General features: G+C 64.3%; 27 protein-coding genes and 1 tRNA gene. 12 read left to right on the top strand and 16 right to left on the bottom strand.

Features of this window, described 5'->3' with window-relative positions; genetic code table 11:
- Positions 1–37 precede the first annotated feature (37 nt).
- Complete coding sequence (atpC, locus tag ACXMDM_RS07250) at positions 38–445, bottom strand: ATP synthase F1 subunit epsilon (RefSeq protein WP_259723317.1); 408 nt, start codon at positions 443–445, stop codon at positions 38–40.
- Between the two features lie 40 nt (positions 446–485).
- Positions 486–1,952: a F0F1 ATP synthase subunit beta gene (atpD, locus tag ACXMDM_RS07245; protein WP_259723318.1), complete on the bottom strand. Its 1,467-nt coding sequence runs from the start codon at positions 1,950–1,952 to the stop codon at positions 486–488.
- A gap of 243 nt (positions 1,953–2,195) precedes the next feature.
- On the opposite strand from atpD, the gene groES reads away from it, so the two are divergent.
- Together groES and groL are read left to right on the top strand one after the other, a co-directional pair.
- On the top strand, positions 2,196–2,507 hold the full coding sequence (gene groES, locus ACXMDM_RS07240; RefSeq protein ID WP_071801186.1) for a co-chaperone GroES: 312 nt from the start codon (positions 2,196–2,198) through the stop codon (positions 2,505–2,507).
- Positions 2,508–2,568: 61 nt separating this feature from the next.
- Positions 2,569–4,203, top strand: a complete 1,635-nt coding sequence (gene groL / locus ACXMDM_RS07235; RefSeq protein ID WP_259723319.1) for a chaperonin GroEL — start codon at positions 2,569–2,571, stop codon at positions 4,201–4,203.
- Positions 4,204–4,320: 117 nt separating this feature from the next.
- Here the strand turns inward: groL and msrB are convergent, their stop codons facing one another.
- The 3 genes from msrB to gpmI form a co-directional block, all read right to left on the bottom strand.
- The gene (gene msrB, locus ACXMDM_RS07230; RefSeq protein ID WP_071802215.1) at positions 4,321–4,764 is read right to left on the bottom strand and encodes a peptide-methionine (R)-S-oxide reductase MsrB; all 444 of its coding nucleotides are present in this window, start codon (positions 4,762–4,764) and stop codon (positions 4,321–4,323) included.
- Positions 4,765–4,805: 41 nt separating this feature from the next.
- Positions 4,806–5,036, bottom strand: a complete 231-nt coding sequence (gene secG / locus ACXMDM_RS07225; RefSeq protein WP_071801184.1) for a preprotein translocase subunit SecG — start codon at positions 5,034–5,036, stop codon at positions 4,806–4,808.
- Between the two features lie 67 nt (positions 5,037–5,103).
- On the bottom strand, positions 5,104–6,762 hold the full coding sequence (gpmI, locus tag ACXMDM_RS07220; protein WP_083544513.1) for a 2,3-bisphosphoglycerate-independent phosphoglycerate mutase: 1,659 nt from the start codon (positions 6,760–6,762) through the stop codon (positions 5,104–5,106).
- A gap of 159 nt (positions 6,763–6,921) precedes the next feature.
- Here gpmI and pyrR point away from each other — a divergent pair, with 159 nt between their 5' ends.
- Complete coding sequence (gene pyrR, locus ACXMDM_RS07215; RefSeq protein ID WP_071801183.1) at positions 6,922–7,470, top strand: bifunctional pyr operon transcriptional regulator/uracil phosphoribosyltransferase PyrR; 549 nt, start codon at positions 6,922–6,924, stop codon at positions 7,468–7,470.
- Here the strand turns inward: pyrR and ACXMDM_RS07210 are convergent, their stop codons facing one another.
- The 3 genes from ACXMDM_RS07210 to ACXMDM_RS07200 form a co-directional block, all read right to left on the bottom strand.
- Positions 7,471–7,701, bottom strand: a complete 231-nt coding sequence (locus ACXMDM_RS07210) for a ferredoxin-thioredoxin reductase variable chain (RefSeq protein ID WP_071801182.1) — start codon at positions 7,699–7,701, stop codon at positions 7,471–7,473.
- A gap of 42 nt (positions 7,702–7,743) precedes the next feature.
- On the bottom strand, positions 7,744–8,574 hold the full coding sequence (locus ACXMDM_RS07205) for a hypothetical protein (RefSeq protein ID WP_071801181.1): 831 nt from the start codon (positions 8,572–8,574) through the stop codon (positions 7,744–7,746).
- A 106-nt stretch (positions 8,575–8,680) separates the two neighbouring features.
- The gene (locus ACXMDM_RS07200; RefSeq protein WP_499570376.1) at positions 8,681–10,234 is read right to left on the bottom strand and encodes an Hsp70 family protein; all 1,554 of its coding nucleotides are present in this window, start codon (positions 10,232–10,234) and stop codon (positions 8,681–8,683) included.
- Positions 10,235–10,434: 200 nt separating this feature from the next.
- Between ACXMDM_RS07200 and ACXMDM_RS07195 the strand changes: the two genes are divergently transcribed.
- The 3 genes from ACXMDM_RS07195 to ACXMDM_RS07185 all read left to right on the top strand — a co-directional run bounded on the left by ACXMDM_RS07195 (position 10,435) and on the right by ACXMDM_RS07185 (position 11,736).
- Entirely contained in the window at positions 10,435–10,647 is a 213-nt protein-coding gene (locus ACXMDM_RS07195) for a DNA-directed RNA polymerase subunit omega (RefSeq protein WP_071802213.1), read from the top strand.
- A gap of 9 nt (positions 10,648–10,656) precedes the next feature.
- Positions 10,657–11,034 (top strand): DUF1818 family protein, encoded by a 378-nt coding sequence (locus ACXMDM_RS07190; RefSeq protein ID WP_259723322.1) that lies wholly within the window; start codon positions 10,657–10,659, stop codon positions 11,032–11,034.
- Between the two features lie 384 nt (positions 11,035–11,418).
- Positions 11,419–11,736 carry a DUF2811 domain-containing protein gene (locus ACXMDM_RS07185; protein WP_499569285.1) on the top strand — a complete coding sequence of 106 codons (318 nt, stop codon included), beginning with the start codon at positions 11,419–11,421 and terminating at the stop codon, positions 11,734–11,736.
- Here ACXMDM_RS07185 and ACXMDM_RS07180 read toward each other — a convergent pair.
- From ACXMDM_RS07180 to ACXMDM_RS07155, 6 genes are all read right to left on the bottom strand, one after another.
- A complete protein-coding gene (locus ACXMDM_RS07180) occupies positions 11,727–12,482 on the bottom strand; it encodes a hypothetical protein (RefSeq protein WP_071801178.1) in 756 nt (251 codons plus the stop codon). The genes ACXMDM_RS07185 and ACXMDM_RS07180 overlap by 10 nt on opposite strands.
- Positions 12,483–12,501: 19 nt before the next feature.
- The gene (locus ACXMDM_RS07175; RefSeq protein ID WP_120352851.1) at positions 12,502–12,963 is read right to left on the bottom strand and encodes an EVE domain-containing protein; all 462 of its coding nucleotides are present in this window, start codon (positions 12,961–12,963) and stop codon (positions 12,502–12,504) included.
- Between the two features lie 5 nt (positions 12,964–12,968).
- Positions 12,969–14,366: a UDP-N-acetylmuramoyl-L-alanine--D-glutamate ligase gene (gene murD / locus ACXMDM_RS07170; RefSeq protein WP_071801176.1), complete on the bottom strand. Its 1,398-nt coding sequence runs from the start codon at positions 14,364–14,366 to the stop codon at positions 12,969–12,971.
- A gap of 96 nt (positions 14,367–14,462) precedes the next feature.
- A tRNA-Val gene (locus ACXMDM_RS07165) sits at positions 14,463–14,534 on the bottom strand.
- A gap of 109 nt (positions 14,535–14,643) precedes the next feature.
- Positions 14,644–15,447 (bottom strand): photosystem II electron transport protein, Sll1252 family, encoded by an 804-nt coding sequence (locus ACXMDM_RS07160; RefSeq protein WP_083544663.1) that lies wholly within the window; start codon positions 15,445–15,447, stop codon positions 14,644–14,646.
- A gap of 29 nt (positions 15,448–15,476) precedes the next feature.
- The gene (locus ACXMDM_RS07155) at positions 15,477–15,980 is read right to left on the bottom strand and encodes a hypothetical protein (RefSeq protein ID WP_259723323.1); all 504 of its coding nucleotides are present in this window, start codon (positions 15,978–15,980) and stop codon (positions 15,477–15,479) included.
- Between the two features lie 134 nt (positions 15,981–16,114).
- On the opposite strand from ACXMDM_RS07155, the gene serA reads away from it, so the two are divergent.
- The 4 genes from serA (at position 16,115) to ACXMDM_RS07135 (ending at position 19,648) form a co-directional block, all read left to right on the top strand.
- Positions 16,115–17,701, top strand: coding sequence for a phosphoglycerate dehydrogenase (serA, locus tag ACXMDM_RS07150; RefSeq protein WP_071801173.1), 1,587 nt, complete (start codon positions 16,115–16,117; stop codon positions 17,699–17,701).
- A gap of 52 nt (positions 17,702–17,753) precedes the next feature.
- The gene (prmA, locus tag ACXMDM_RS07145) at positions 17,754–18,677 is read left to right on the top strand and encodes a 50S ribosomal protein L11 methyltransferase (RefSeq protein ID WP_071802211.1); all 924 of its coding nucleotides are present in this window, start codon (positions 17,754–17,756) and stop codon (positions 18,675–18,677) included.
- A gap of 142 nt (positions 18,678–18,819) precedes the next feature.
- The gene (locus ACXMDM_RS07140; RefSeq protein WP_071801172.1) at positions 18,820–19,119 is read left to right on the top strand and encodes a ferredoxin; all 300 of its coding nucleotides are present in this window, start codon (positions 18,820–18,822) and stop codon (positions 19,117–19,119) included.
- 145 nt (positions 19,120–19,264) lie between these two features.
- The gene (locus tag ACXMDM_RS07135) at positions 19,265–19,648 is read left to right on the top strand and encodes a DUF8632 family protein (protein ID WP_259723324.1); all 384 of its coding nucleotides are present in this window, start codon (positions 19,265–19,267) and stop codon (positions 19,646–19,648) included.
- Between the two features lie 116 nt (positions 19,649–19,764).
- Here ACXMDM_RS07135 and psbV read toward each other — a convergent pair whose 3' ends face one another.
- Together psbV and ACXMDM_RS07125 are read right to left on the bottom strand one after the other, a co-directional pair.
- Positions 19,765–20,286 carry a photosystem II cytochrome c-550 gene (gene psbV / locus ACXMDM_RS07130; protein ID WP_259723325.1) on the bottom strand — a complete coding sequence of 174 codons (522 nt, stop codon included), beginning with the start codon at positions 20,284–20,286 and terminating at the stop codon, positions 19,765–19,767.
- Between the two features lie 122 nt (positions 20,287–20,408).
- Positions 20,409–21,353, bottom strand: a complete 945-nt coding sequence (locus ACXMDM_RS07125; RefSeq protein ID WP_259723368.1) for a ribonuclease Z — start codon at positions 21,351–21,353, stop codon at positions 20,409–20,411.
- Positions 21,354–21,485: 132 nt separating this feature from the next.
- On the opposite strand from ACXMDM_RS07125, the gene ACXMDM_RS07120 reads away from it, so the two are divergent.
- Both ACXMDM_RS07120 and ACXMDM_RS07115 read left to right on the top strand, forming a co-directional pair.
- Positions 21,486–22,943, top strand: coding sequence for a SpoIID/LytB domain-containing protein (locus ACXMDM_RS07120; protein ID WP_259723326.1), 1,458 nt, complete (start codon positions 21,486–21,488; stop codon positions 22,941–22,943).
- Positions 22,904–23,725 (top strand): glucosamine-6-phosphate deaminase, encoded by an 822-nt coding sequence (locus ACXMDM_RS07115; protein ID WP_259723327.1) that lies wholly within the window; start codon positions 22,904–22,906, stop codon positions 23,723–23,725. Before ACXMDM_RS07120 ends, ACXMDM_RS07115 begins: the two co-directional genes overlap by 40 nt.
- Positions 23,726–23,743: the final 18 nt, after the last annotated feature.

Genomic DNA, 23,743 nt, shown 5'->3' with positions numbered 1-23,743 from the left:
CGCTTTTTTCATGACCTGGCTGTGGTGTCTCCAGTCTTCAGGAGGCTCGGCTGGCCTGGAGACGTGCGCGCGCACGGGCCAGGGTCTGCTGGGCCTTGATCTTGTCGCTGCTTGAAGGTTGCCCCTCAAAGCCGGTGGCCGCAAGTTGGGCCTCATCAAGGGCCTTCTGGGCCTCATCAGGCTGAATGCTGGAGCCGAGTTCAGCGATGTTCACCAGCACAGTCACCTGGTTCGCTTCCACCTCGGCAAAACCGCCCATCAAGGCAATGGAGGTCCAATCCTTGCCCATCCGCAAACGCATCACGCCCACATCAAGGGCCGTCAGCAAGGACACATGGCCCGGCAAGATACCCAGTTGGCCTGTGGTGCTGGGCAGGATCACCTCGTCGGCATCGCCATCGAAAACGCTCTGATCAGGTGCCAGAACGCGCAGGTTGATTGTCATCGGCGGGGGTCTTCAGAATGGCGATTCAACAATGATCAAGTCAGGATTTAGCTTCAGCGCTCAGCTTTTCTGCCTTCGCCCTGACATCTTCAACCGTGCCGACCAGATAGAAAGCTGCTTCGGGAAGATCATCAAGCTCACCAGCAAGAATCATGTTGAAGCCCTTGATGGTGTCTTCCAACTTCACGTATTTGCCGGACATACCCGTGAAGATCTCGGCCACGAAAAAGGGCTGAGAGAGGAATTTCTCGATCTTGCGGGCCCGGTTCACGGTACTGCGATCGTCTTCAGAAAGTTCATCGAGACCAAGAATGGCGATGATATCCTGAAGTTCCTTATAACGCTGCAGTGTAGATTGCACTGCCCTCGCTGTCCGGTAGTGATCATCTCCGACGACGGCCGGCTGAAGCATCGTGCTGGTGGAATCGAGAGGATCCACAGCCGGGTAGATGCCTTTGGAGGCCAAACCACGGCTCAGAACCGTGGTGGCATCGAGGTGGGCAAAGGTGGTGGCGGGAGCTGGATCGGTCAGATCGTCGGCAGGCACATACACAGCCTGAATCGATGTGATGGAGCCTGCAAGGGTGGAGGTGATGCGCTCTTGGAGCTCGCCGACGTCGGTGCCAAGGGTGGGCTGATAACCCACGGCGGACGGCATGCGACCCAACAGGGCGCTCACTTCCGATCCTGCCTGGACGAAGCGAAAGATATTATCAATGAAGAGCAAGACATCCTGGTTGTTCACATCGCGGAAGTGCTCGGCCATGGTGAGCGCCGAAAGGCCCACGCGCATGCGAGCACCGGGAGGCTCGTTCATCTGGCCGAAGCAGAGCGCCACTTTTGACTTGGTCAGATCCTCGGAGTTGATCACTCCGGATTCCTTGAACTCTTCGTAGAGGTCGTTGCCTTCGCGGGTGCGCTCGCCCACACCACCGAACACCGAGACGCCGCCGTGCTCCTTGGCGATGTTGTTGATCAGCTCCTGGATCAGCACCGTTTTGCCGACACCAGCACCGCCAAACAGGCCGACCTTGCCGCCTTGGCGGTAGGGGGCGAGCAGGTCGATCACCTTGATGCCGGTTTCAAACACCTTGGGCTTGGTTTCCAGCTCGGTGAGCTTGGGAGCTTCGCGGTGGATTGAGGCGGTCAGCTTGGATGTGACAGGACCGAGCTCGTCCACCGGCTCCCCAAGCACGTTAAAAATGCGGCCGAGGGTGGCTTCTCCCACCGGGACACAGATCGGTGAGCCGGTGTCTAAGGCTTCCATGCCGCGCACCAGACCGTCGGTGGAGCTCATCGAGATCGCCCGAACGCGGTGATCTCCGAGCAGCTGCTGCACCTCGGCCGTCAGGGCGATCTCCTGTCCGGCGGAGTTGCGGCCACTGATGCGCAGGGCATTGAAGATGCGAGGCAGTTTGCCGGCAGGAAATTCCACGTCGAGCACTGGACCGATCACTTGGCGCACAACGCCCTTGGAGCCGGTGTTGACGGGAGCAGCAGCAGCCATAGGAAAGATTGGGGATCGCACAGCGGGATCCATACCCGCCGAAAGCGGAGTCAACTTACCACCGGCACGGGAGTAGGCCCCGAACAACCAGTTGTGGCGCCGTTGACTGTTCGGTGAACCGCCCCTGCTGCGGATTGCGCTCGATCACGCTGCTGCCATAGGTTGGCAGTCAACGAGCACGAGTGCTAACTCGTCCGTTTCATGACGTCATCAGCGTCATCCCTGTTGCTGTCGCATTGAATCATGGCTGCTGTTTCTCTCACCGTCTCCACGGTCAAGCCGCTCGGAGACCGTGTTTTTGTCAAGGTTTCAGACTCCGACGAAAAAACCGCCGGCGGAATCCTGCTTCCTGATACCGCCCAGGAAAAGCCCCAAGTGGGTGAGGTGGTTCAAGTGGGCCCCGGCAAGCGCAACGACGACGGCACCCGCCAATCCCCTGAGGTGAGCGTCGGAGATCAGGTGCTCTACAGCAAGTACGCCGGCACCGACATCAAGCTCGGCGGCAACGAGTTCGTGCTGCTCTCCGAGAAGGACATCCTGGCGATCGTTCACTGAGCCCAGGATCTGGTCCGCTGCTCCCGCTCCACCCCATCCTCTTAATTAGAGACTGACTCCAATGGCCAAACGCATCATCTATAACGAGAACGCCCGACGGGCCCTCGAAAAAGGCATCGACATCCTGGCTGAAGCCGTGGCTGTCACCCTCGGCCCCAAAGGCCGCAACGTGGTGCTCGAAAAGAAATTCGGCGCCCCCCAGATCATCAATGACGGCGTCACGATCGCCAAAGAGATCGAACTCGAGGATCACATCGAGAACACCGGTGTGGCCCTGATCCGTCAGGCCGCTTCCAAAACCAACGACGCCGCTGGTGATGGCACCACCACCGCCACCGTCCTGGCCCACGCCATGGTCAAGGCAGGTCTGCGCAACGTGGCCGCCGGCGCCAACGCCATCACCCTGAAAAAGGGCATCGACAAGGCCTCCGACTTCCTCGTCAAGAAGATCGAGGAGCACGCCAAGCCGATCTCCGATTCCAATGCCATCGCCCAGGTGGGCACCATCTCCGCCGGCAACGACGAAGAAGTCGGCCAGATGATCGCCGATGCGATGGACAAAGTCGGCAAGGAAGGGGTGATCTCCCTGGAAGAAGGCAAGTCGATGACCACCGAACTGGAGGTCACCGAAGGCATGCGCTTCGACAAGGGCTACATCTCGCCCTACTTCGCCACCGACACCGAGCGGATGGAAGCCATCCTCGAGGAGCCCTACATCCTGCTCACCGACAAGAAGATCGGCCTGGTGCAGGATCTCGTGCCTGTGCTCGAGCAGATCGCCCGCACCGGCAAGCCCCTGCTGATCATCGCCGAAGACATCGAGAAGGAAGCCCTTGCCACCTTGGTGGTGAACCGCCTGCGCGGCGTGCTCAACGTGGCCGCCGTCAAGGCCCCTGGCTTCGGTGATCGCCGCAAGGCCATGCTCGAAGACATCGCCGTTCTCACCAACGGTCAGCTGATCACCGAGGACGCCGGTCTCAAGCTGGAGAACACCAAGCTGGAGATGCTCGGCACCGCCCGCCGCATCACCATCAACAAGGACACCACCACCATCGTGGCCGATGGCAACGAAGTGGCCGTCAAAGCCCGGGTCGAGCAGATCCGCAAGCAGATCGACGAAACCGACTCCACCTACGACAAAGAGAAGCTCCAGGAACGCCTGGCCAAACTCTCCGGCGGTGTGGCCGTGGTGAAGGTGGGCGCTGCCACCGAAACCGAGATGAAGGACAAGAAGCTGCGCCTCGAAGATGCCATCAACGCCACCAAGGCGGCTGTTGAGGAAGGCATCGTTCCAGGCGGCGGCACCACCCTTGCTCACCTGGCTCCGGCCCTGGAAGAGTGGGCGGCTGCCAATCTCTCCGGTGAGGAGCTGATCGGTGCCACGATCGTGGCCTCCGCCCTGAGCGCTCCTTTGATGCGGATCGCCCAGAACGCCGGCGTCAACGGCGCCGTCGTAGCCGAGCACGTCAAGGGTATGCCCTTCAACGAGGGTTACAACGCCGCCACCGGTGAGTACGTGGACATGCTGGCTGCCGGCATCGTCGACCCCGCCAAGGTGACCCGTTCGGGCCTGCAGAACGCCGCCTCCATTGCCGGCATGGTGCTCACCACCGAGTGCATCGTGGCTGACATGCCTGACAAGAAGGAAGCAGCTCCCGCCGGCGGCGGCGGCATGGGCGGCGACTTCGACTACTGATCTGCAGCGACTGCTCTGCTTGGGCCCCTTCGGGGGCCCTTTTTTATGGTCGGCCATCAACCTTGGGCACTTCCGTCACCCAGGGATCGGCTCACCTCGATACCCGAATAACCGCCTTCAGCCTGGAATGAAATTCAGTGCGACGCCGTTGTTGCAGTAACGCTTGCCGGTGGGACGGGGGCCGTCGTTGAAGACATGCCCCTGGTGGCCACCGCAACGTCGGCAGTGGTATTCGGTGCGGGGCAGGATCAACTTGAAATCAAGTTTGGTGACCACCGCATTCGGCAAGGGCTGCCAGAAACTTGGCCAGCCGGTGCGGCTGTCGAATTTGGCGCTGGAGCTGAACAAGGGCAGCTGGCAACCGGCACAGACAAAAGTGCCCTTGCGCTTTTCCTTGTCGAGCGGACTGCTGAATGGCGGCTCGGTGCCCTCGCGCCTGAGCACGGCAAAGGCCGCCGGACTGAGCCGTTGTTTCCAGGCCGCCTCACTGAGCTGCCAATTGGGGTCATTCGCCTTTGAGGCCGCCTCGGCCGCTCGGCCGCCGAGCAACGGGCTAAGCATGGCGCCAAGGGCGGCGAGCAGACTGCGGCGATTGATCGGGCTCAACGCAACCAGCCCGCACTGAGCAGCACGGCCAGACCGAGAAAAACTGCGAGCAGGGTCCAGCTGATCCGATTCAGGGTGTCTTCAGCGCTGCGGGCGCTGCTGAACATGGAGCCACCGCTGCTGGCCAGACCGCCCATGCCATCGCCCTTCGGACTGTGCAGAAGGACACTGACGATCAGCAGCACACCGGTGCCGATCCAGACCCAGGAGAGAATGGCAATAAGCATCGGCCAAGCTTATCGAAGTAACGGCAACACCCCGGGCCCGGGCCAGCAAGGCCCGAAACCAGGAGGCTTAAACCTGCAGGGCCTGGGGTTGACTGCCGGAGGTGGTGACCACATCGGCTGGTTCGATCAACGAACGTCCGGTCATCCGTGCCGGTTGGGGCAAGCCAAGAATCTCTAGCAAGGTGGGGGCAACATCGGCGAGACCACCGCCGCTGCGCAGATGGGCGTTGGCACCACGGCCAGACAATTTGCGCTTTTCGCCTTCCACCAAAATCACCGGCACGGGATTGGTGGTGTGGGCCGTCCATGGCCTGCCGTCGCTGCTTTCCATCACTTCGGCATTGCCATGATCCGCCGTGATCAGCAGCGTTCCTCCCTTGCGGTTGGTGGCCTCAAGCAGCTGCCCGACACAACGGTCCACCGTAGCGATCGCCGCCGTGGTGGCCTCCATCTGGCCGGTGTGGCCCACCATGTCAGGGTTGGCGTAGTTGATCACGATCAGGGAATACAAGCCCTTGTTGATCGCGGCGATGCAGCTTGCCGTGAGCACGGCCGCGGACATCTCCGGAGACTGGTCATAGGTGGCAACCCTGGGGGAGGGCACCAGCTGGCGGTCTTCGCCGGGGAACGGTTGTTCGATGCCACCGTTGAGGAAATAGGTGACGTGGGGATATTTCTCGGTTTCAGCAGTCCGCAACTGGCGCAGATGGTGCTCGGAGACCACCTGGCCCAGCAGTCCGTCGAGGGATTCGGGTGGGAAAGCTACCTCAACCGGCAACCCGAGTTCGTATTGCGTGAAGGTAACCAGATGGAGGGGTGAGAGACGTTGGCGGGGAAAGGCGTCGAAGGGCTCGACGACCAAGGAGCGAATCAGCTGGCGGGCCCGGTCGGGTCGGAAGTTGAAAAAGACCAGCCCATCACCGGGGCTGAGGACATCACTGCTGAAACGCACCGGCTCAATGAATTCGTCATGGATACCGCTGGCGTAGGCCGATTCGATGGCTTGCCTTGGACCCAGATCGCTGCAATCGGTCGCTTCGGTGAGCAACCGATAGGCCTTTTCGGTACGGTCCCAGCGGTTATCGCGATCCATGGACCAGTAGCGGCCGCAGAGCGTGCTGATGCGACCGACACCAGCCGCCTCGATCTGCTCCTCGATCTGGGCAATGAACGGGATGGCGCTCTGGGGAGGGGTATCGCGGCCATCGGTGATGACGTGGATGCAGACGTCCTGGATGCCGCGGCCAGCCGCCCAGTGCAGCAGGCCAGCGAGATGGCTTAGATGACTGTGGACGCCGCCGTCGGAGCAGAGACCAATCAGGTGCAGCTGTCCGCCATCGGCAAGGAGGCGATCGGCCAGGCCATTCAAGGCCGGATTGAGGGCCAGGCTGCCGTCTTTGACCGCTTTGCTGATCCGGACCAATTCCTGGCGGATGACGCGTCCCGAGCCGATCGTGAGATGGCCGACTTCGGAATTGCCCATCTGACCATCAGGCAAACCCACATCAGCGCCGCTGGCCTGGATCAAGGCATGGGGATAGGCCTCCCAGAGCGCATCCATCACCGGCGTTTCAGCCAGGGAAATCGCATTGGATTCGGAAGGCTCCCCATAGCCCCAGCCATCGAGAATCGCCAGCACAACAGGGGCTACAGAACCTTCAGAGTTGACGGCCGAGCGGGAGGTAGCTGGGGCTGAAGACGGTTGCGCGTGGATGCCATGGGTCATAGATCTAGGCAGTGTCACCCCTGCGGGGCCGGCGTCCAATTCGCGTTCTGTCATGAATTTACCTTGGCCCGGTTGACCCCTTGCTCTATCCGTGCCCAAGAGTCAGCTTTTGGCCATGAACAGCCCGGTTCCTACGATGGTTTTCCTTAAGGCCATGCCATGGAATCTTCGAGTCCAGCCAGGCGAGTGGAAATCCTCTCCGCTCAGGACTTGACCCGCACCGTTCATCGCCTCGCCTCCCAGGTGCTCGAGAGTGCGGCCGACAGTAGAAAGCTGATGCTGCTCGGCATCCCCACCCGCGGAGTTGCCCTGGCCAGGGTGTTGGCCCAGCAATTGGAGACTAGCGCCGGCCATGCCGTCGACCAGGGCAGCCTTGATCCCACCTTCTATCGCGACGATCTCGAACGGGTCGGCACCCGCCTGGTGGAGGCCACTCACCTACCGGCTGCGATCGAAGGCCGTGAGGTAGTGCTGGTCGATGACGTGATCTTTACCGGCCGAACCACGCGCGCTGCACTGGAGGCCCTGCACACCTGGGGCCGACCCGAAGCGGTCAGGCTGCTGGTAATGGTGGACCGTGGTCACCGGGAACTGCCGATCCAACCCGACTTCTGCGGCCGGATCGTGCCCACCAGTCGGCAGGAGAACATCCAACTCTGCCTCCAGGACGTGGATGGGGTGGACGGGGTGTTTCTGCAGCGCTGCTAATCAGGCCGTCCCGCCAACCCGTTCGAGTTCATCGGCCCGGAAATGGGCGCGGAACTTCCCGAAGGCGACGATCACCGGCAGGGTCGGGCTGATCGGACGGCCCTTCCAATCGTCAAGGACCCGAAACACTTCCCCCTGCTGCCCCAGGAGATCAAAGGGCTTGCCGCGATGTTCCGGGTGGGTGAACACCACCACGCTCTGGCTGACCTTGACCTGTTCTCCCTGCTGCATGGGGGCATTGGCACTGGGCCCCAATCCTGTCATGGGCCCGCATCAACGCTGACAAGCCGTTTCAGGGCCGGCTTCGACCAAATTGCCACCCAGCGTGTTGCAGGCCTTGGTGAAGGCAGACCAATCATCAAGACCGAGGCTGATATTGCGCTGCACCTCCCGGTCCAAGTCAGCGATCGGCACGCTGTTCAAAGCCATCTCGCCGTGGCTGTGGCGCTCCTGTTCCTTGGCCTTGAGCCCGGAGATTTCCTGCTCCACCTGGCGCTTGAGCCCCGTGGTCTGGCTCAACCACCAGGGATGGTCGAGGCGATTGAGTGCATCAAGGGCTTCCCACCAACGCTTCTGGGCGATCATGCTGCGGGCCCGCTCCTCCTGAAGGCGGTTGCGATTCCAGAATTCACGCAAATTGTCGCCATAGGCGTTGCCATCGGGGTGTTGGTGCTCTCCCATCGGCCTGAGCAAGTCGATGGCACCCTCCAGATCTCCCGCTTCAAAGCGAGCCAGGGCCTTGGCCTTCAACTCCTGTTGCCAGGCATTGAGGCGTTGCTTGTCCTCAGACGTGCCGGCGGTGGAGTTGCTAAGCAAAAGCTGGAGTTTCAGGGCCTCGGTGTAATCCGTGGCCTGCCATAGCTCTTCGGCCTTGATCCTTCTACACAGTCCCTGCTCCCTGGGCGCGCGTCCACTCATCCAGCGCAGGGCTGCGAGCTGATCGCTGTATTTAAGGCAATCCGGAAAGTTGCGAGCGCTCGCCGCCTGCTGCAGTCGGCCCGGTAGCTGGGATTCCCACCAGTAAGCCGCACCGATACCGGCAGCCACTAGCCCGAGAGTCAGTGCCAACCAGAAGCGGGGCAGCCTGTGGTGGCGAAGGGCCAAGGCGAAAGCAATACGAAGACCAACTCCTTACTAGGCATACCATCGATTGATGGCCTCCGGCAAGGGGGCAGCCGAACCATTGTCCACCGCACGGCAGGCCCTGTCGCTAACGGACCGATCCGAGGCTGATCGGTTCGTTGACTCGGCCGCTGACCAGATCTTCACTGGCCATGGTCAGTTGGGCCTGCTCGTTGATCCCGAAACGCAATCGCAGCCTGTCCACCCCCCGGCTTCCGGGCGGCTCCAGGGGCAGACCGGCCGGTTGCCGGCTCCAAGGCTCCACGCGGCTCTCCCCGGCCTCGCGCCGGCTGAGCTCGGGTAGGCCCTGGCGGAAGACCACCTCGGCGCGCTGCTCCTGACTTGGTTCGCCCAACACCAGCTCCAGCTGCCGTTGGTCATCGCGGCTGCAGGCCAGCACCAGTTCGAGCGGCTCTGCCGTCGGCCAGCCCTGACCTGCGAGGAACAGGGGATGCCAGCGGTGGGCCTCGCTGCGCGAATCCCAGCAACGCAGCGAAACACCTTGGCCGAGCACATCCTTAATCCGCACCCCAGGGGTGAGGGCAAGCGCGCCGACGGCGATCGCCTCAACCGGGTGTTGATCGAGAATCGAAACACCGGCACAACGCTCCTCGAGCCAGCGCCGAATCAGGGGCATGCGGCTGGTGCCGCCAACGGGCAGCACCGCATCGACGTCGCCAAGGCTGACGCCCTGGGCACGTCCTCCTGCGAGCACCGTCTCGAGCAGATCATCGAGCAGCTGCAACAGGCCCTTGCGCTCGAGCAGCTCCTCCAGGGCCTGGCGGCTGAGCCTGAGTTCCCGGCTGGGTTCTCCCGGTGGGCACCAGAGCACGGAACTGGACGGCTCGAAACTGAGCTTGCATTTGAGCTGTTCAGCCGCTTCCAACAACGCCCCCGAGGGCGGAGCAGCACCGGCGAGATCAGCGGCGATCCAGCGATCCAGATCTCTGCCGCCCAGGGCCAGGCCCGCCTTGCCCAGCACCCGGGCACAGCGCAACGCTTGGCGGCTGCTGGCCAGATCACGGCCGGCAAAGCGAAGCAGCTGGGCGATAGGCGCGGCCCGCCCTCGCCCGCCCTCCAGGGCCACCAAGGCGAGATCGATGGTGCCGCCGCCGAGGTCCAGCACGAGCACACGGCTGCCCGGGGCAAGTCCAGCGCCGATGGCGGCGGCGGTGGGTTCATCCACCAAGGCCACCTCGGCCACCGGCAAGTCCTGGCTGATGTCCTGCAACCACTGCCGGTAGCCGCGGTAGCCGTCGACCGGAGCGGTGAGCACCAGCCGGTTCGGCGCGAGCCTGTCTGGCAGCTGCTCCCAGATGCGATGCAGCAGCAGGGAGCCCGCCTCTTCTGGGCTGAGCAAGGCCGGGCGGCTCCGGGAGTTGGGGCCAACCCCGATCCAGCGCTTGAAATCGCGGCTGAGCTGGGGACTCTCAGCGCGGGCCAGGCCGGCCTCCTGAACCTGGCGGCCGATCAAAACCTGCCCGGAAGCAGCTCCAGCCAGCCAGACCAGGCTGGGGATGACGCAAGGAGCACCGCTACTGAACGGCTCGACAGGCACCAGTTCAATTGCCCCACCGCCTGCGGGCTGGAAAGCCACCACCGTGGTGGTGCTGCCGAGGTCGATGGCCAGCGTCCCTTCAATCAATGGGCAACAGAATCGCTGGGGCGGTGACGGGGCCAAGCGAATCAGGCACGCTGAGCTGACCGTGGGTCTAACTGCAATCTTGGCTGATCAGCGCAGCACGGATCAGCGCGGCGCCCGATCAGCGCAGCTGGGTCTGCCAAGCGGCCCTGGCTTAATATTGGAGAAATTGACAGATTGTTTTGTATACCAGTTCCGCGATCAACCCCAAAGAGCTGGCTCAGCGGGCTGAGAGTTTGATTCGTCACTCCAGCAACCGCTACCTCACCACCGTGAAGATCGCCTTCCGGGCCAAGCAGCGCCGATTCGACGACTTTGATGGCCTCCTGGAGGAATCCATGGTCAAGCCGGTGCAGCGCACGATCGTTGAGCTCAGCGATGAACAGGATCAGCCGGATCTGTTGCCCGGCTGATCGCCTGTCTTGAATCCAGGTTGCTGGTCCGCTGAGGGAGAAGGTTGGCGTCTGGCCTGGGAGCCGGCACGCCAGCCTTTTTCTGTGTTGATCGGTGGTGAGGGCTGGGCGGCGGAGCTCACCACAGCAGAAGCGCTCCAGCTGCGACAGGTGATCGCCAGCTTGCTGGAACAGCGCGAAGCGATCGCTTCAGGCTTGATGGCCGAAGAGCTCATCGCACTGGAGTGCGAGCGGGACTGCTGCTGGATGAGCATCGAAGGCAATCGCGGCGAGTGGTCCCTGCGCTTTGTTCTCAGCCCTGGGGCCTGGCAACGGGGCATCGAGGGCCATTGGCCCTCGCCGGCCAGTAGGGCCTGGGCCGAGGCCCTGCTGGCCTTACCTCTTTGAGCCCATGGCCTGGCCAGCGAGCCCATGGCCCGGTCCGCCCTGTTGAGACTGCCAGCCTGATTTGAGCGCGATCAGGACTGCTGATCGCCGCACCCCTCCCCGGCTGGTCGCAGCTTCCCCGCAGATTTTGCACAGGTTTTCCCCAGCCCAAAGAGCTCGAAGCCCCGCCCCCTGCTCAAGCCTGTGGAGAAACGCCTCGCTGTTGGTTCTCCCCTTGACAAGGGCCGTCGATCGATTCAAGCCAGATCAGCTGGAGACCTGGGCGCCGCACAAGCCCCTGAGGATTGGAATCTCAGGCTGGGATCGCTGCTCCCGGAGCCCGGCTGGGCGATTTGACGGCGCAGCGGCGGTGTGGAGAACTGGTGTCTCAGCGAACCCGTGCCGATGGCCTCTGCTTCTTTCCTCAGCACTCCTGACCTGGACGTTTCTGAGCTCGGCGGGTTCCATCACCCTGCTGCTGCGGCGATGGCCCCGCCGGCTCGGCCAACGGCCGAGCCGATGGCCCCCGACCCAGCGGTGGTGAGCATGCGGGCGGAGGTACCCGAAGCCCTGCTGGGGTCGATGCGCAGCTTCATTGAATCCCATCCGAACTGGGACCAGTACCGCCTCTTCCAAGCCGCTCTGGCCGGGTTTCTGGTCCAGAACGGGGTCCAGAGCCGGGCGGTGACCCAGTGCTATGTCGCCAATATGTTTCAGCGCTGAGGGCGCGCCGCCACAGCGGACTCCAGATCACGCAGTTGCCGGTAGGCCACGGCCTGACAACAGCCCACCACGGGCACCGCCACCAGCAGCCCCACTCCCAGCGCCAGCAGCCCCAGGGCCAGGATCCCGGCCATGGCCAAGGCCAGCACGAGAAGCCGCCACCCCTGGGCCGCCAGCAGCCCTTGCCCGCAGCGGAAAGTGGCCAGCGCACCTTGCTGACCGATGACCGTGGTCGGCAGCTGAATCAGCTGGCCGCTCCAGACGGCAACAAAGATCGCAGCACCGGCGATCAGCGGCAGCAGGGCCAGACGCGCAGAGACCAAGCTCACCAGGCCGGCGATCAGGGCGGTGCTGGAGAGGATCAGGACAAAGACCAGCAACAACAGCAGCCAGACCGCCAACAGGCGTCGCATCGCGGCGCCATCAACGCGGACGAGATCAGCCAGGCGGGGGGGATGGCCGGAGAGCGCCAGCCAGGCTCCGCGGATCAAGCCGACGTTGAACCAGAGCGTGCTGACCACACTCCAAAGCAGACCCAGCAGGGCCAGGGCGACGAAGGCCACGATCGGTTCGCTCTGGCTGGCGAGCTCGGCAGTGGCCCTGTTTTGCAGTGCCTGGCTGATCAGTTGGCTGACGGCACCGATCAAGGTGAAGGCGATGAACGCCCCGGGGGCCCGCGCGAAGACCTCGAAGCCCTGCCGCAGCGTGGCCCCGATCAACAGGGGGGGCGCTGTGGCAGGCTCCATCGCCTCGTAGGCCGTGGGATCAGTTCCCCGATTCCAGCAGGTCGAAGAGCCGTTGGGCCGTAGCCGCTGGCACCGGCAGGATCGAGAGCCGGTTTCCTCGCCGCACCACCGTGAGTTCCTCGGTGCTGAAGTTCTCGCGCAGGGCATCAAGGCTCAGCAGGTACTTGAAGCGGCGCAGATAGCGCAAGCGAACGCAATCCCAGCGAGGCGCTTCAGAGCTGGAGGACGGATCGAAATAAGGAGACGTGTGCTCGAACTGACTGGGGTCGGTAATCCCGGTTTCGATCACCTCCATCAAACCGATGATGCCCGGGGGCTTGGTGTTGGAGTGATAGAAAAACGCCTGATCACCCACCGCCATGCTGCGCATGAAATTACGCGCCTGGTAATTGCGGATGCCGTCCCAGAGCGTGCTGCCTTCTTGGGCCAGATGGTCGATGCCATAAACGTCGGGCTCGCTCTTCATCAACCAATGAGCCATGGCCATCAGGGTTCGAGTGCCGTGACAAGGGAGCGGAAGTGATTCCCGCGGGCTTCGAAGTCGCCGTATTGATCGAAGCTGGCACAGGCTGGTGAGAGCAGCACGGTGCGGTAGTCACCGCTGGCGACAAGCCGCCCGGCTTCAGCAACGGCCTCGCTGAGGCCCTCCCAGGCATGGACTTCACCGCCGTAACCGCTGGAGGCCAGCAGGGCAGCAAACGTTTCGCGGGCTTCGCCATAGAGAACGACGGCCCCGGCCTGGCGATCGAGGGCCTTCAACCAGGCCTGGGGATCGCCCTGTTTGACCTGCCCACCGGCGAGCACCACCATCGGACTGGGCAGGGCGGCGAGGGCCACTTCCGCCGCGTCGTAGTTGGTGGCCTTGCTGTCGTTGTACCAACTGGCACCAGCTAGATCCCGAATCTTCTCCAACCGGTGGGGAACCCCGGGGAAAGAACGGAAGGCGGCCTCCATCACGCTGGCCTCAATGCCGAGTTTCAGGCCAACGGCCGCGGCCATCAGCATGTTCTGGCGGTTATGGCTGCCAGGCATCTGCAGGCAATCGGCCGGGAAGAGCGGGCCGGCGCTGCCGTGCACTACGCCCTCTTCGACCCAGATCAGGGCAGTGAGACCGGCAGGCAACTGTTGGCGCCGGCCGGCAGTGACCCAGTCGGCCCGGTCCCAACTGGCGGCGTGGGCCAGGAGATCGGGATCGTCGGCGTTGAGGATGCGGCTCTCGCAGCGATTCAACAGACCACGCTTGATCGAGCGGTAGTTGGCGAGCGTTCCGTGGCGTTCCAGGTGGTCGGGGGTGAGGGTGGTCCAGAGGCCGATTTGAGGAGCCAGCTCCGGTGAGGCCTCGATCTGGTAGCTGCTCAACTCCACCACCAACCAATCGGGCACAGCAGCCCCCGGGATCTGGCACTCGATCATCAATTCAGCGGCGGAGCGGCCGACGTTGCCGCCCATCGGCGCGTCGAGACCGGCCCGCTCCAGCAGGTGGGCGACCAGGTGGGTCACGGTGGTCTTGCCATTGGTGCCGGTGATCCCGATCCAGGGGGTGGCGCGGCTGAACTCCCAGGCCACCGAAAGTTCGCCACAGACCGGAAGCCCCTGCTGCCGCATGACCTGCAGGACGGCGTGGTCCCAGGGAATACCGGGACTGACCACCACGTTGGTGAGCGAAGGGAACAAGGCCGAGAAACTTTCCAGCCGTAGCGGCGTACCAAGGGCGACATCGATGCCCTCTGCGCGCAGCTCTTGGGCGATCTGGTCGAGTTCAGGCGTCTGCCGGCTCTCCATCAACAACACCCGCTCGCCCCGGGTAGCCAGCAGCCGGGCGGCACCAATGCCCGATCGGCCCATGCCGATGACCACACTGAAAGGGTGAGCCCCGTCGGTCATTCCTTTTCTCGGGTGCTAATCAATTTCCTGAACTGTGATCAATTACCTGAATTGTGATCAATTGGCTGTTTTGTGGAGCCGTTGATTGAAAAAGAGTGGGCGATACTGGAATCGAACCAGTGACTCCTACCGTGTCAAGGTAGTGCTCTACCTCTGAGCTAATCGCCCCAGGAAATGGGTGTTGACCCATTTCGGGAATTTAGCAGCCAGCCCCTCCAGGCCCGGCTCTGCGGCGTTTGATCCCGCCGAAGATTCTCAGCGGCTGGTCCCACGGGAATCAGGTTCGGTTCAGGTTCAGGCGCCAACGCTCACGCTTGGTGGCCTCCACCTTGAGAACGGTCAGTTCACCGCGATCGTCCAGCTGCACCCGATCACCCTCAACCAGTTCCCGGCTGGGGCTGCGCACCACCCTCCAGTTGATCCGCACGACCCCCTGGCGGATCCAGTCGGCCATGCGGCTGCGGGAGACGCCGAAACCCGCCGAAGCCACCGCATCGAGCCGCAGGGAGGCCTCCACGGTGGAGAGCACCCTGGGCTGGGGCCGTACCGGCGGCTTCAGGCCACTCAGGGGCACCACTTCCAATTCCACCGCCACCGTGCGCACTTGGATCTGCTGGCCGCCCAGCCTGGCGGCCAGTGGCTGGGTCGTGATGAGCTGGGCACCGCGATCGCCGCGCACCCAAAGGTCGCCGAGTTCCCCTGGCGCTGCGCCAGCCGCAAGCAAGCCCTGGCGAAAATCAGCCGGAGTGGCTGGATCGAACAGGAAGTTGCCCTGCATCTCCAGGCCCAGCAGTGGGGCCTGCTCGAGGGCTGCCCACTCCGGAGCCGCTTCGGAATTTGCCGTGTCGCTGCGCTCAAAGCGAAGACAGCAGCGCTCCGCCTGGGAATGCCCGCCGCTGGCTTGAAGCGTCAGCTCGCTGAGCCCGCCGAGCTGTTCCAAGGCGTCTTCGAGGATCGCCGCGGTCAGAAAGTTGCTCCAGACCGGTACCCAGTTGCGTAAGGCCTGCTCGGCCAAGGGCAGAAGCGGGGCGAGACCAGCGGGGTTCGCGCTGCTCGCCAGCAGGGCCTCCCGGGGGAGCAAGAAGGGGGGCTGAGGGGGGGCATCGGGGCTCAGCTTTCCGTCAGGCGCACCACCGCCTTGGGCCTGGCCTGCTGAATCAGGATCCAGGGGATCTCTTCCCCGGAAGCGGATTCGAGCAGCAGCAGCCAGTTGCCCTCATCGATCCGGTTGCGCAGGCTGCGAACTCGATCATCTGTCTCGGAACTGACGCTGGCGGCAGCGGCGTAGCTGCCCATCCAGCCGGAGCCCATGCCCAACAGACCTCCGATCAGCGGTTCACCAATGGAGCCGGCGAAGGCAAAGGTGTGCAGGTTGGTGATCAGGCTGAACATCAGACCGGCAAAGAACCCAAACGGCATCAACCAACGCACCATTCCCTGCTGGCGGTTGCGGCGGGCGATCGCCGGGTTGAGCTGCTCGATGGCGTCCATCGACGTTTCGCCTGCCCCAACGGCGACTAGCTCCTTCGGGGCAGGGCTGAGCTGACTCAGCTGATCCCGTAATCGGTTCAGCTGGCTGCGATCCTCCAGCACCACCACCACACACAGTCCCAAGCGGAAGGCCCCAAACTCTCCGATTCTCAACGCTGGCGCCGGGGACCGTGGCGACAGCTCACTACACTTCACCCCCTGCGATGTCTGGAACCTTCCAGGCCTGATCCCCACCACCGCCCCGATTCGCCCCGATAATGACAAAGGTTCTGGTTTCCGATCCGATCGACCAACGGGGAATCGACAAGCTCTCCCAGGTGGCGCAGGTGGACGTGCGCACCGGCCTACCTGCCGAAGAGCTCATCAAGATCATCGGCGATTACGAGGCCCTGATGATCCGCTCCGGCACCCAGGTGACGGAGGCGCTGATCGAGGCCGCGCCGCGCCTGAAGATCATCGGCCGGGCCGGTGTGGGCGTCGACAACGTCGATGTGGCTGCCGCCACTAGGCGCGGAATCCTAGTGGTGAACTCACCGGAAGGCAACACCATCGCCGCCGCCGAGCATGCCCTGGCGCTGATGTTCGCCCTCTCCCGCCATATCCCCCAGGCCCACGTGAGCACGATGGCGGGCGGCTGGGAGCGCAAAACCTATGTGGGCAATGAGCTCTACAACAAGAAGCTAGGGGTGGTCGGCCTTGGCAAGATCGGCTCCCACGTGGCCCGGGTGGCCAAGGCGATGGGCATGGAGGTGCTCGCCTATGACCCGTTCATCTCCACCGAGCGCGCCCAGCAGCTGCAGGTGCAGCTGCTGGCGATCAAGCCTCTGTTCGCCGAAGCCGACTACATCAGCCTTCACCTGCCCCGCACCCCCGATACCGAGCATCTGGTGGATGGTGCGTTGCTCCAGTCGATGAAACCCACCGCCCGTCTGGTCAACTGCGCCAGGGGCGGCATCGTCGATGAGCAGGCCCTGGCGGAAGCACTGGAGGCGGGCACCATCGCCGGCGCTGCCCTTGATGTTTACTCCAATGAGCCCCTGGAAGCCGATTCCCCCCTGCGCAGGGTGAGGGAGCGGCTGATCCTGACGCCCCACCTCGGAGCTTCCACGGCTGAAGCCCAGGAGAACGTCTCCATCGACGTGGCTGAGCAAATCCGCGACGTGCTATTGGGCCTGCCGGCGCGCAGCGCCGTGAACATTCCCGGGCTCACCCCGGAAGTGATGGAGCAGCTCCGCCCCCATCTCCAGTTGGCCGAGACCCTGGGCCTGCTGCTCAGCCAGATGGCTGGAGGATCGCTACAGGAGTTGGAGGTGCGGCTGCAGGGGGCGTTCGCCAACCATCCATCCCAGCCTCTGGTGGTTGGAGCACTCAAAGGTCTGCTATCAAGCGCCCTTGGCGATCGCATCAACTACGTGAATGCCTCCTTGGAGGCGAAGAGCCGCGGCATCCACGTGGTGGAGGTCAAGGACGACACCAGCCGTGATTTCGCCGGTGGATCGTTGCAGCTCACCTCAAGGGGGTCCCAGGGCAGCCACAGCGTGACTGGAGCGGTGTTCGCCGAAGGCGATCTGCGCATCACCACGATCGATGAGTTCCCCGTGAACGTGGCTCCCAGCCGCCACATGCTGTTCACCCGTCACCGGGACATGCCAGGCATCATTGGTCAGCTCGGCTCCCTGCTGGGCGAGCACAACGTCAACATCGCCTCGATGCAGGTGGGGCGCCGGATCGTGCGCGGCGACGCCGTGATGGTGCTCAGCATCGACGACCCGATCCCCCCCAGCCTGCTGGCCCACATCCACACGATCAACGGCATCCAGGAGGCCCATCCCGTCACGCTCTGACCCTCCCTTCACCCCGTAACCCCTCAACCAGAGCGCCGCGCCGATGCAGCCGATGCCCCCCCACTGGTGGCGCCTGGAGATGGACGCTCCAGCTGAGCTCGAAGAGTCGCTGCTCTGGAAGCTCGCCGCGCTTGGCATCCAGCGGGTCGCCATCCGGCACCAGCCCCGCGAGCCGGAGCGTCACCGCTTGCTCGCCTGGTTGCCGGCTGTCGACTGGCCGCTGAGCGAGCGTGAGCAGCTGGCGGCAGCCCTGGCCCCGCTGGGCGATCCGTTCGGCCTGGCCCTGCCCCCGCTCCAGTGGCAGCCGCAAGCTGAAGAAGACTGGAGTTCGAGCTGGAAACAGCACTGGCAAGCCGATCCGGTTGGGGAACGGCTGCTGATCCTGCCGGCCTGGCTGGCCTTGCCGCAGGAGTTCGCCAGCCGGCAGGTGATCCGCCTTGACCCCGGCAGCGCTTTCGGCACCGGCAGCCACCCGACGACACGCCTCTGCTTGGAGGCGATGGAGGCGATCCCAATGGAGGGCCTGCGGGTGGCCGACCTGGGCTGCGGCAGCGGCATCCTCGCCCTCGGGGCCCTGCGGCTCGGGGCCGCCAGCGCCAGCGCCAGCGACACCGATCCCCTGGCCGTGCGTGCCACCGCCGCCAATGCTCGCCTCAATGCCATCAGCCCAGGCCCCGGTGGGCCGCTGCAGGTGGCCCTGGGGTCGGTGGAGGGGCTCGCTGCGCTGCTGAACGGGGAACCAGCCGACCTGCTGCTCTGCAACATCCTGGCGCCGGTGATCGAAGCCCTCGCTCCCCAGTTCGAGGCCGTGCTCTCCCGGGCTGGTGTCGGATTGCTTAGTGGGCTGTTGGTGAGCCAGCTGCCTGGGCTGCAGCAGGCCCTGGGCCGCGGCGCCGGCTGGAGCACGCGGCTGATCGGCGACCAGGGGGGCTGGGGCCTGCTGGAGATCCGCGCCGACCAAGCGGATGTTGCATAAATCACGCTTATCTGTGCCCACCCTTTGATTGGGCTTCCGATGCTCTGCCCTCCAGATCGGCGGAGCTGCCCCTGTCCGATGTAGGAAGGGGCGGTCCTACAGGCCCGGACTGTCCAGGCGCCTGTGAGCCCTAATCTCTTCCATGGCTTCCTATAAGGTCACCCTCATCAACGAGAGTGAGGGCCTCAACAAGACCATTGAGGTTCCTGACGATCAGTACATCCTCGATGCCGCCGAGGAGCAGGGAATCGACCTCCCTTACTCCTGTCGCGCCGGAGCTTGCTCCACCTGCGCCGGCAAGCTCACCACCGGAACTGTCGATCAGTCGGACCAGAGCTTCCTCGACGACGACCAGATTGAGTCCGGATTCGTGCTGACCTGCGTGGCTTACCCCACCTCAGACGTCACGATCACTACCCACGCGGAAGAAGAGCTCTACTGAGCCCTGCCATGGCCTCTGGACCCCGGCGTGGTTCCCGCGGCCAGTTTTCTTGGTTCGACCATCGCTTGAGTTCAACCATCGCCTGCGATGGATCCTGTCTTCGGTCTCTGACCTTTTCTCCGCCACCCGAACGGGTGGCTTTTTCATGGCCTTTCCGGTCGATGACCTCCTGGAGCCCGGCAGCGAATGTCCCAGCCTGGGCGGGCAGTACAGCTTCCGGGTTCTGGGGCCCTGTTGTCGCCTGTTTGATCGAGAAGAGCTGCCTTGGCCCAGTTGCCGCTTGGCCTGGCGCAGCAAGGAACCGAGCTGGCGCCGGATCGGCAAGCGCTTCGTGGCCGATCTGGCCGCGCGTCGCTGCCCGTCCTACGCGGTCGAATTACTCCAACCTGGCGCCAAACCGACACGCACGGTGATCACCCTCTTCCCGCAGCGGCTGAGCGCCAACCTGCAGGAGTGGTGGTACAGCAAGCAACCCAGTTCGCTCGATCCAGGCAACAGCCGGCCTCGACCGACGGCTCAGGAGCCGTGAGCGTTGCGGCCCCAGGGGGATGGCCTGGCGCAAAGAAACCAAAAACCCCTCCCAGTCTCCCGGGGAGGGGTGAGTACAGCCGCCGGCAGCTGGATTAGAGGGAGTTTAGGGCAGGCTCAGAAATAGATCTTGCCGCCACCCCACTGGATGCCGCTGATCTTGGGAGCCACCAGGATGTAACCAGCGATCAGGCGCAGGTCGTCCTCGCTGAGATCACGCATCTTGACGAACACATCGCTGCTGCGCATGCTCGGGTGCACGTCGGAAATGCTGTATTCGCCGTCATAGGAAGTGGGATCCTTCATGTAATCCACCAAGGCATCCACCGAGTCACGGGGAGGGGTGGCCAGCGCCAAGGTTTCGGGATCCAGACCAACGGTCTGGTTGGTCTTGGTGACTCCGCCGGCATGACAGGTGCCGCAGCTTTGGTTGAAGACCTTGCGGCCAGCCTTGAACTCGGCCTCGCTGAAGGTGACCGGAATGCCATCCGGGCTACCCGCCACGGTGAGCGTTTCAGCGTCCCATTGGGCTGCCTGAACAGCCAAAACGGGCAGCCCGAAGCTGGCGAGCAGGGCCAGGCTGAGCACCAGCAGGGTTCGGGACAGGGACCGAAGGCTGGAAGTAAAGAAGGAGACCATGGAGGGAGCCGGCGAACAGGCGGTTGGCACCGCGCCTGAGACCTTGTATCACGGGCAAAGGGTCGTCTGGGGCGGAATCAAGAAGTGTTTCAGGCCCGCGGCCCGGCGAGGGCGTCCTGCCGCTAGGCGGGGCTGACGTCGACACTGAGAAAATCCCTGGCCACCAAGGTGTTGGCAAAGATGGCGCGGGCTTCTTCGAGCAGGTCCTCGGGGGTGAAGGCATTGCCGGCCACGTAGCGCGGGCTGAGATGGGTGAGCACGAGTTGCTTCACTCCCGCCAGCGCCGCGGTCTGGGCGGCCATCGTGCTGGTGGAGTGCTGGCGCTGAAAGGCCATGTCCGCCTCCGCGTGGGCAAAGGTGGACTCGTGAATGAGCAGGTCGGCGCCTTGGGCCAGCTCCACCGCAGCCTCACAGAACACGGTGTCAGTGCAGTAGACGACGCTGCAGCCAGGGCGAGCAGGACCGGTGAGAGTGTCGCCACGAATGATTCGACCGTCCTCAAGGGTGACGGTGAGTCCAGCCTTGAGGTCGGCATAGACCGGCCCTGGCGGAATGCCCAGTTCCCGGGCCTTGTCCACGTTGAAATGTCCGGGGCGTGGCTTCTGGTCCACCCGATAGGCGTAGGCGGGGATGCGGTGGGTGAGCGGAGCGCTGCGGACCAGGAGATCGCCGTCATCGAGCAGCACCCGCCCCTGCTGGGCCGCCTCGCGCACGGGGTGGGTGCGCAGCGGATAACCGATCCGGGTGGAGGAGGTGCGTAGGGCTGATTCGAGAAAGTCCGGCAAGGGATCGGGTCCGTAGAGATCCACACCCCGGCAGTTGCCCGCCATGCCAAGGCTGGCCAGCAGGCCAGGCAAGCCGAAGACGTGGTCGCCATGCATGTGGGTCACGAAGATCCGGCGCAATTGCGAGACCCTCAGATCGCTGCGCATGAACTGATGCTGGGTTCCCTCACCGCAATCAAACAGCCAGAGCTCCGCCCTCTGGGGCAAGCGCAGGGCCACCGCCGACACGTTGCGGGCCCGCGTTGGAACCCCCGAACTGGTGCCAAGAAAGGTGACCTGCACACCGTTCGTCTCTTTCTCGCATGCTGTCACGCTGCTGCCGGTCCAGTGGAGGCGCTGTCCGCTGGGGGGCTGGCAGTGCTCAGCAGGACTGGTCACAATGATTCGCCTTGAGCCACCCTTGACACCGTGTCTATGGCTGCATCCCTGCCCCTGCTTTGCTCCACTCCGCCTCGGTCTGTCAGGCGCGGCAAACGACTGGCGCTCGGCAGCGCCCTGTGCTTGCCGCTGCTGCTGGCCGCAACCGTCTTGCCGCTTCCGGCCCGCAGCGCCGCGGCCGAATCCGCCAGGGGGGCTTCAGCCGCTGGCCCGCCGGTGCGGGTGCTGCTGGTGGAGTCGGCCGGATTCCGCGTGACTGGGGAGGGTGGTCTGCGGCTGCGAGACACTGCGGGCAAGGAACTGCTCCGGCTTCCTGCCGGCGGTGCTGTGGCCCTGAGACAGGTTGGCGGCCGTGTGGTGATCGAGGCCGAAGCCGCCGGCCGACCCGATCCAACAGTCCGATCGGTCTCCGTTGCCGAACTCTGGATCGAACCCCTGGCCAACCGCCCCGAAAGCGCCACCTTCGGGCTGCAGCAACGGCGCTACCGCGGCCGGCTTCAGGTTCGCCCGGTCGATGGGCAGCTGCGAGCGGTGAACGTGGTCGCCCTCGAGACCTATCTCCCCAGCGTGGTTGGCAGTGAGATGCCCGCCAGCTGGCCGCTGGAGGCCCTGCGCGCCCAGGCCGTGGCGGCGCGCACCTACGCCTTGCGCCAGCGCAAGCCCCTGGCCGCTTTCGATCTCAAGGCCACCGTCAGCAGCCAGGTCTACAAGGGCCTGGAGAGTGAAACCAACTCCACACGCCAGGCGACCAGCAGCACAAAAGGCCTGGTGCTGATGCATGGCAACGCCCTGATCGACGCGGTGTTCCACAGCAGCAGTGGAGGCGCCACTGAGAACAGCGGTGACCTCTGGACCCAGCAGCGCCCCTACCTGGTGAGCGTTAAGGATTTCGATGACAACAGCCCGGTGCGCCAGTGGCGCAAGCCCCTTCCCCCGGACCTTCTGGCCAAGGCGTTTCCGGAAACCGGCGGCGTACGCCAGATCGACGTGATTGCCACCACCGCCAGCGGACGGGTGAGACAGGCCAGGGTGACCGGGCCATCGGGCCGCCAGCTGGTGGTCAATGGCGCCCAGCTGCGCAGCCGGCTGGGGTTGCGCAGCACCTGGGTCCGCTTTGAAGCGGCACCGTTCAGCTTCAGCGGGATTCCCCTGGCCGGGCTATCGCCCACCCTCGCCCCCGTGCCAGCAGAGATCCGGCCCTTGGTGGATCCATTGGGAGCCCTGCTGGCCTCGCCCCCGCCACCACCGCCGGCGATCAGTCTGGTGGCGATCGGCCGCGGTTTCGGCCACGGGGTGGGAATGAGCCAGTGGGGCGCCTATGCCCTGGCCAAACGTGGCCAACGGTTTGAGGAGATTCTTCGCCACTACTACCAAGGGGCCGTGGTACGCCCCTATCCCCGCGGAGCAGGCTCTCCCCTGGCCAAGCAGCCGGGCGATCCGCCAGGCTTGCCCGGATGGACCTCCGATCCCGTTGCCACCCTGGCCAGTCCCTGAGCGTCGCGGCCCTTCCCTTCACGGTCCTGCCCTGCTGGTCAGGCCGCGTGCAGGTGGCCAGCGATGCCGCCGCCCTGGCCGAGCGGGTGGCGACCTCGCTGGCCCAGGCTCTGGAAGCAGATCCCGGCCGCATCCTCGGCCTGGCCACCGGCCGCACCATGGAGCCGATCTACGCGGCCCTGGTGCGCCAACTGGGCGCCTGGCCAGCGCAACAACAGGCAGACCTGCGGCGGAGGTGGCGCAGCTTCAACCTCGACGAATACGTGGGGCTCGCTGCCGGCGATCCCCGATCATTCGCCGCCACGATGCGGCAGCAACTCGGAGATCGGCTCGGCCTGGGGCAGGCGCAGCTGCGTCTGCCCGATGGACGGGCGGCCGATCCGAACCTCGAAGCCAGCCGTTACGGCCAGGCCATTGCCGACGCCGGTGGCCTCAGTCTTCAATTGCTCGGACTCGGGCTCAACGGCCATGTGGGCTTCAATGAACCCCCCTGCCTAGGCTCAGCGGCCTGTCGCTGCCTGGAGCTCAGCGCGAGCACCCGTGAGCAGAACAGCGCCGATTTCGGCGGCGATCCAGCGGCCGTGCCCCGCCTGGCGATCACCCTGGGCCTGGCCGAGATCCTGCAGGCCCAGCGCATCATCTTGGTGGTCAGCGGTGGCGGCAAGGCCAGGATCCTGCGCCGTCTGCTGCAGGACCCGCCCGATCCAGCCTTGCCGGCCAGCTGGCTCCAGGGCCATCCCGGCGCTGAACTCTGGGTGGATACGGCGGCGCTTGGCGCCTGAGGCCCTGGGTTGAAAGAG

The organism is Synechococcus sp. CS-603, assembly GCF_977929215.1.
Note: the sequence above shows the minus strand (reverse complement) of the source record. Positions and strands in the feature narration are given on the sequence as shown.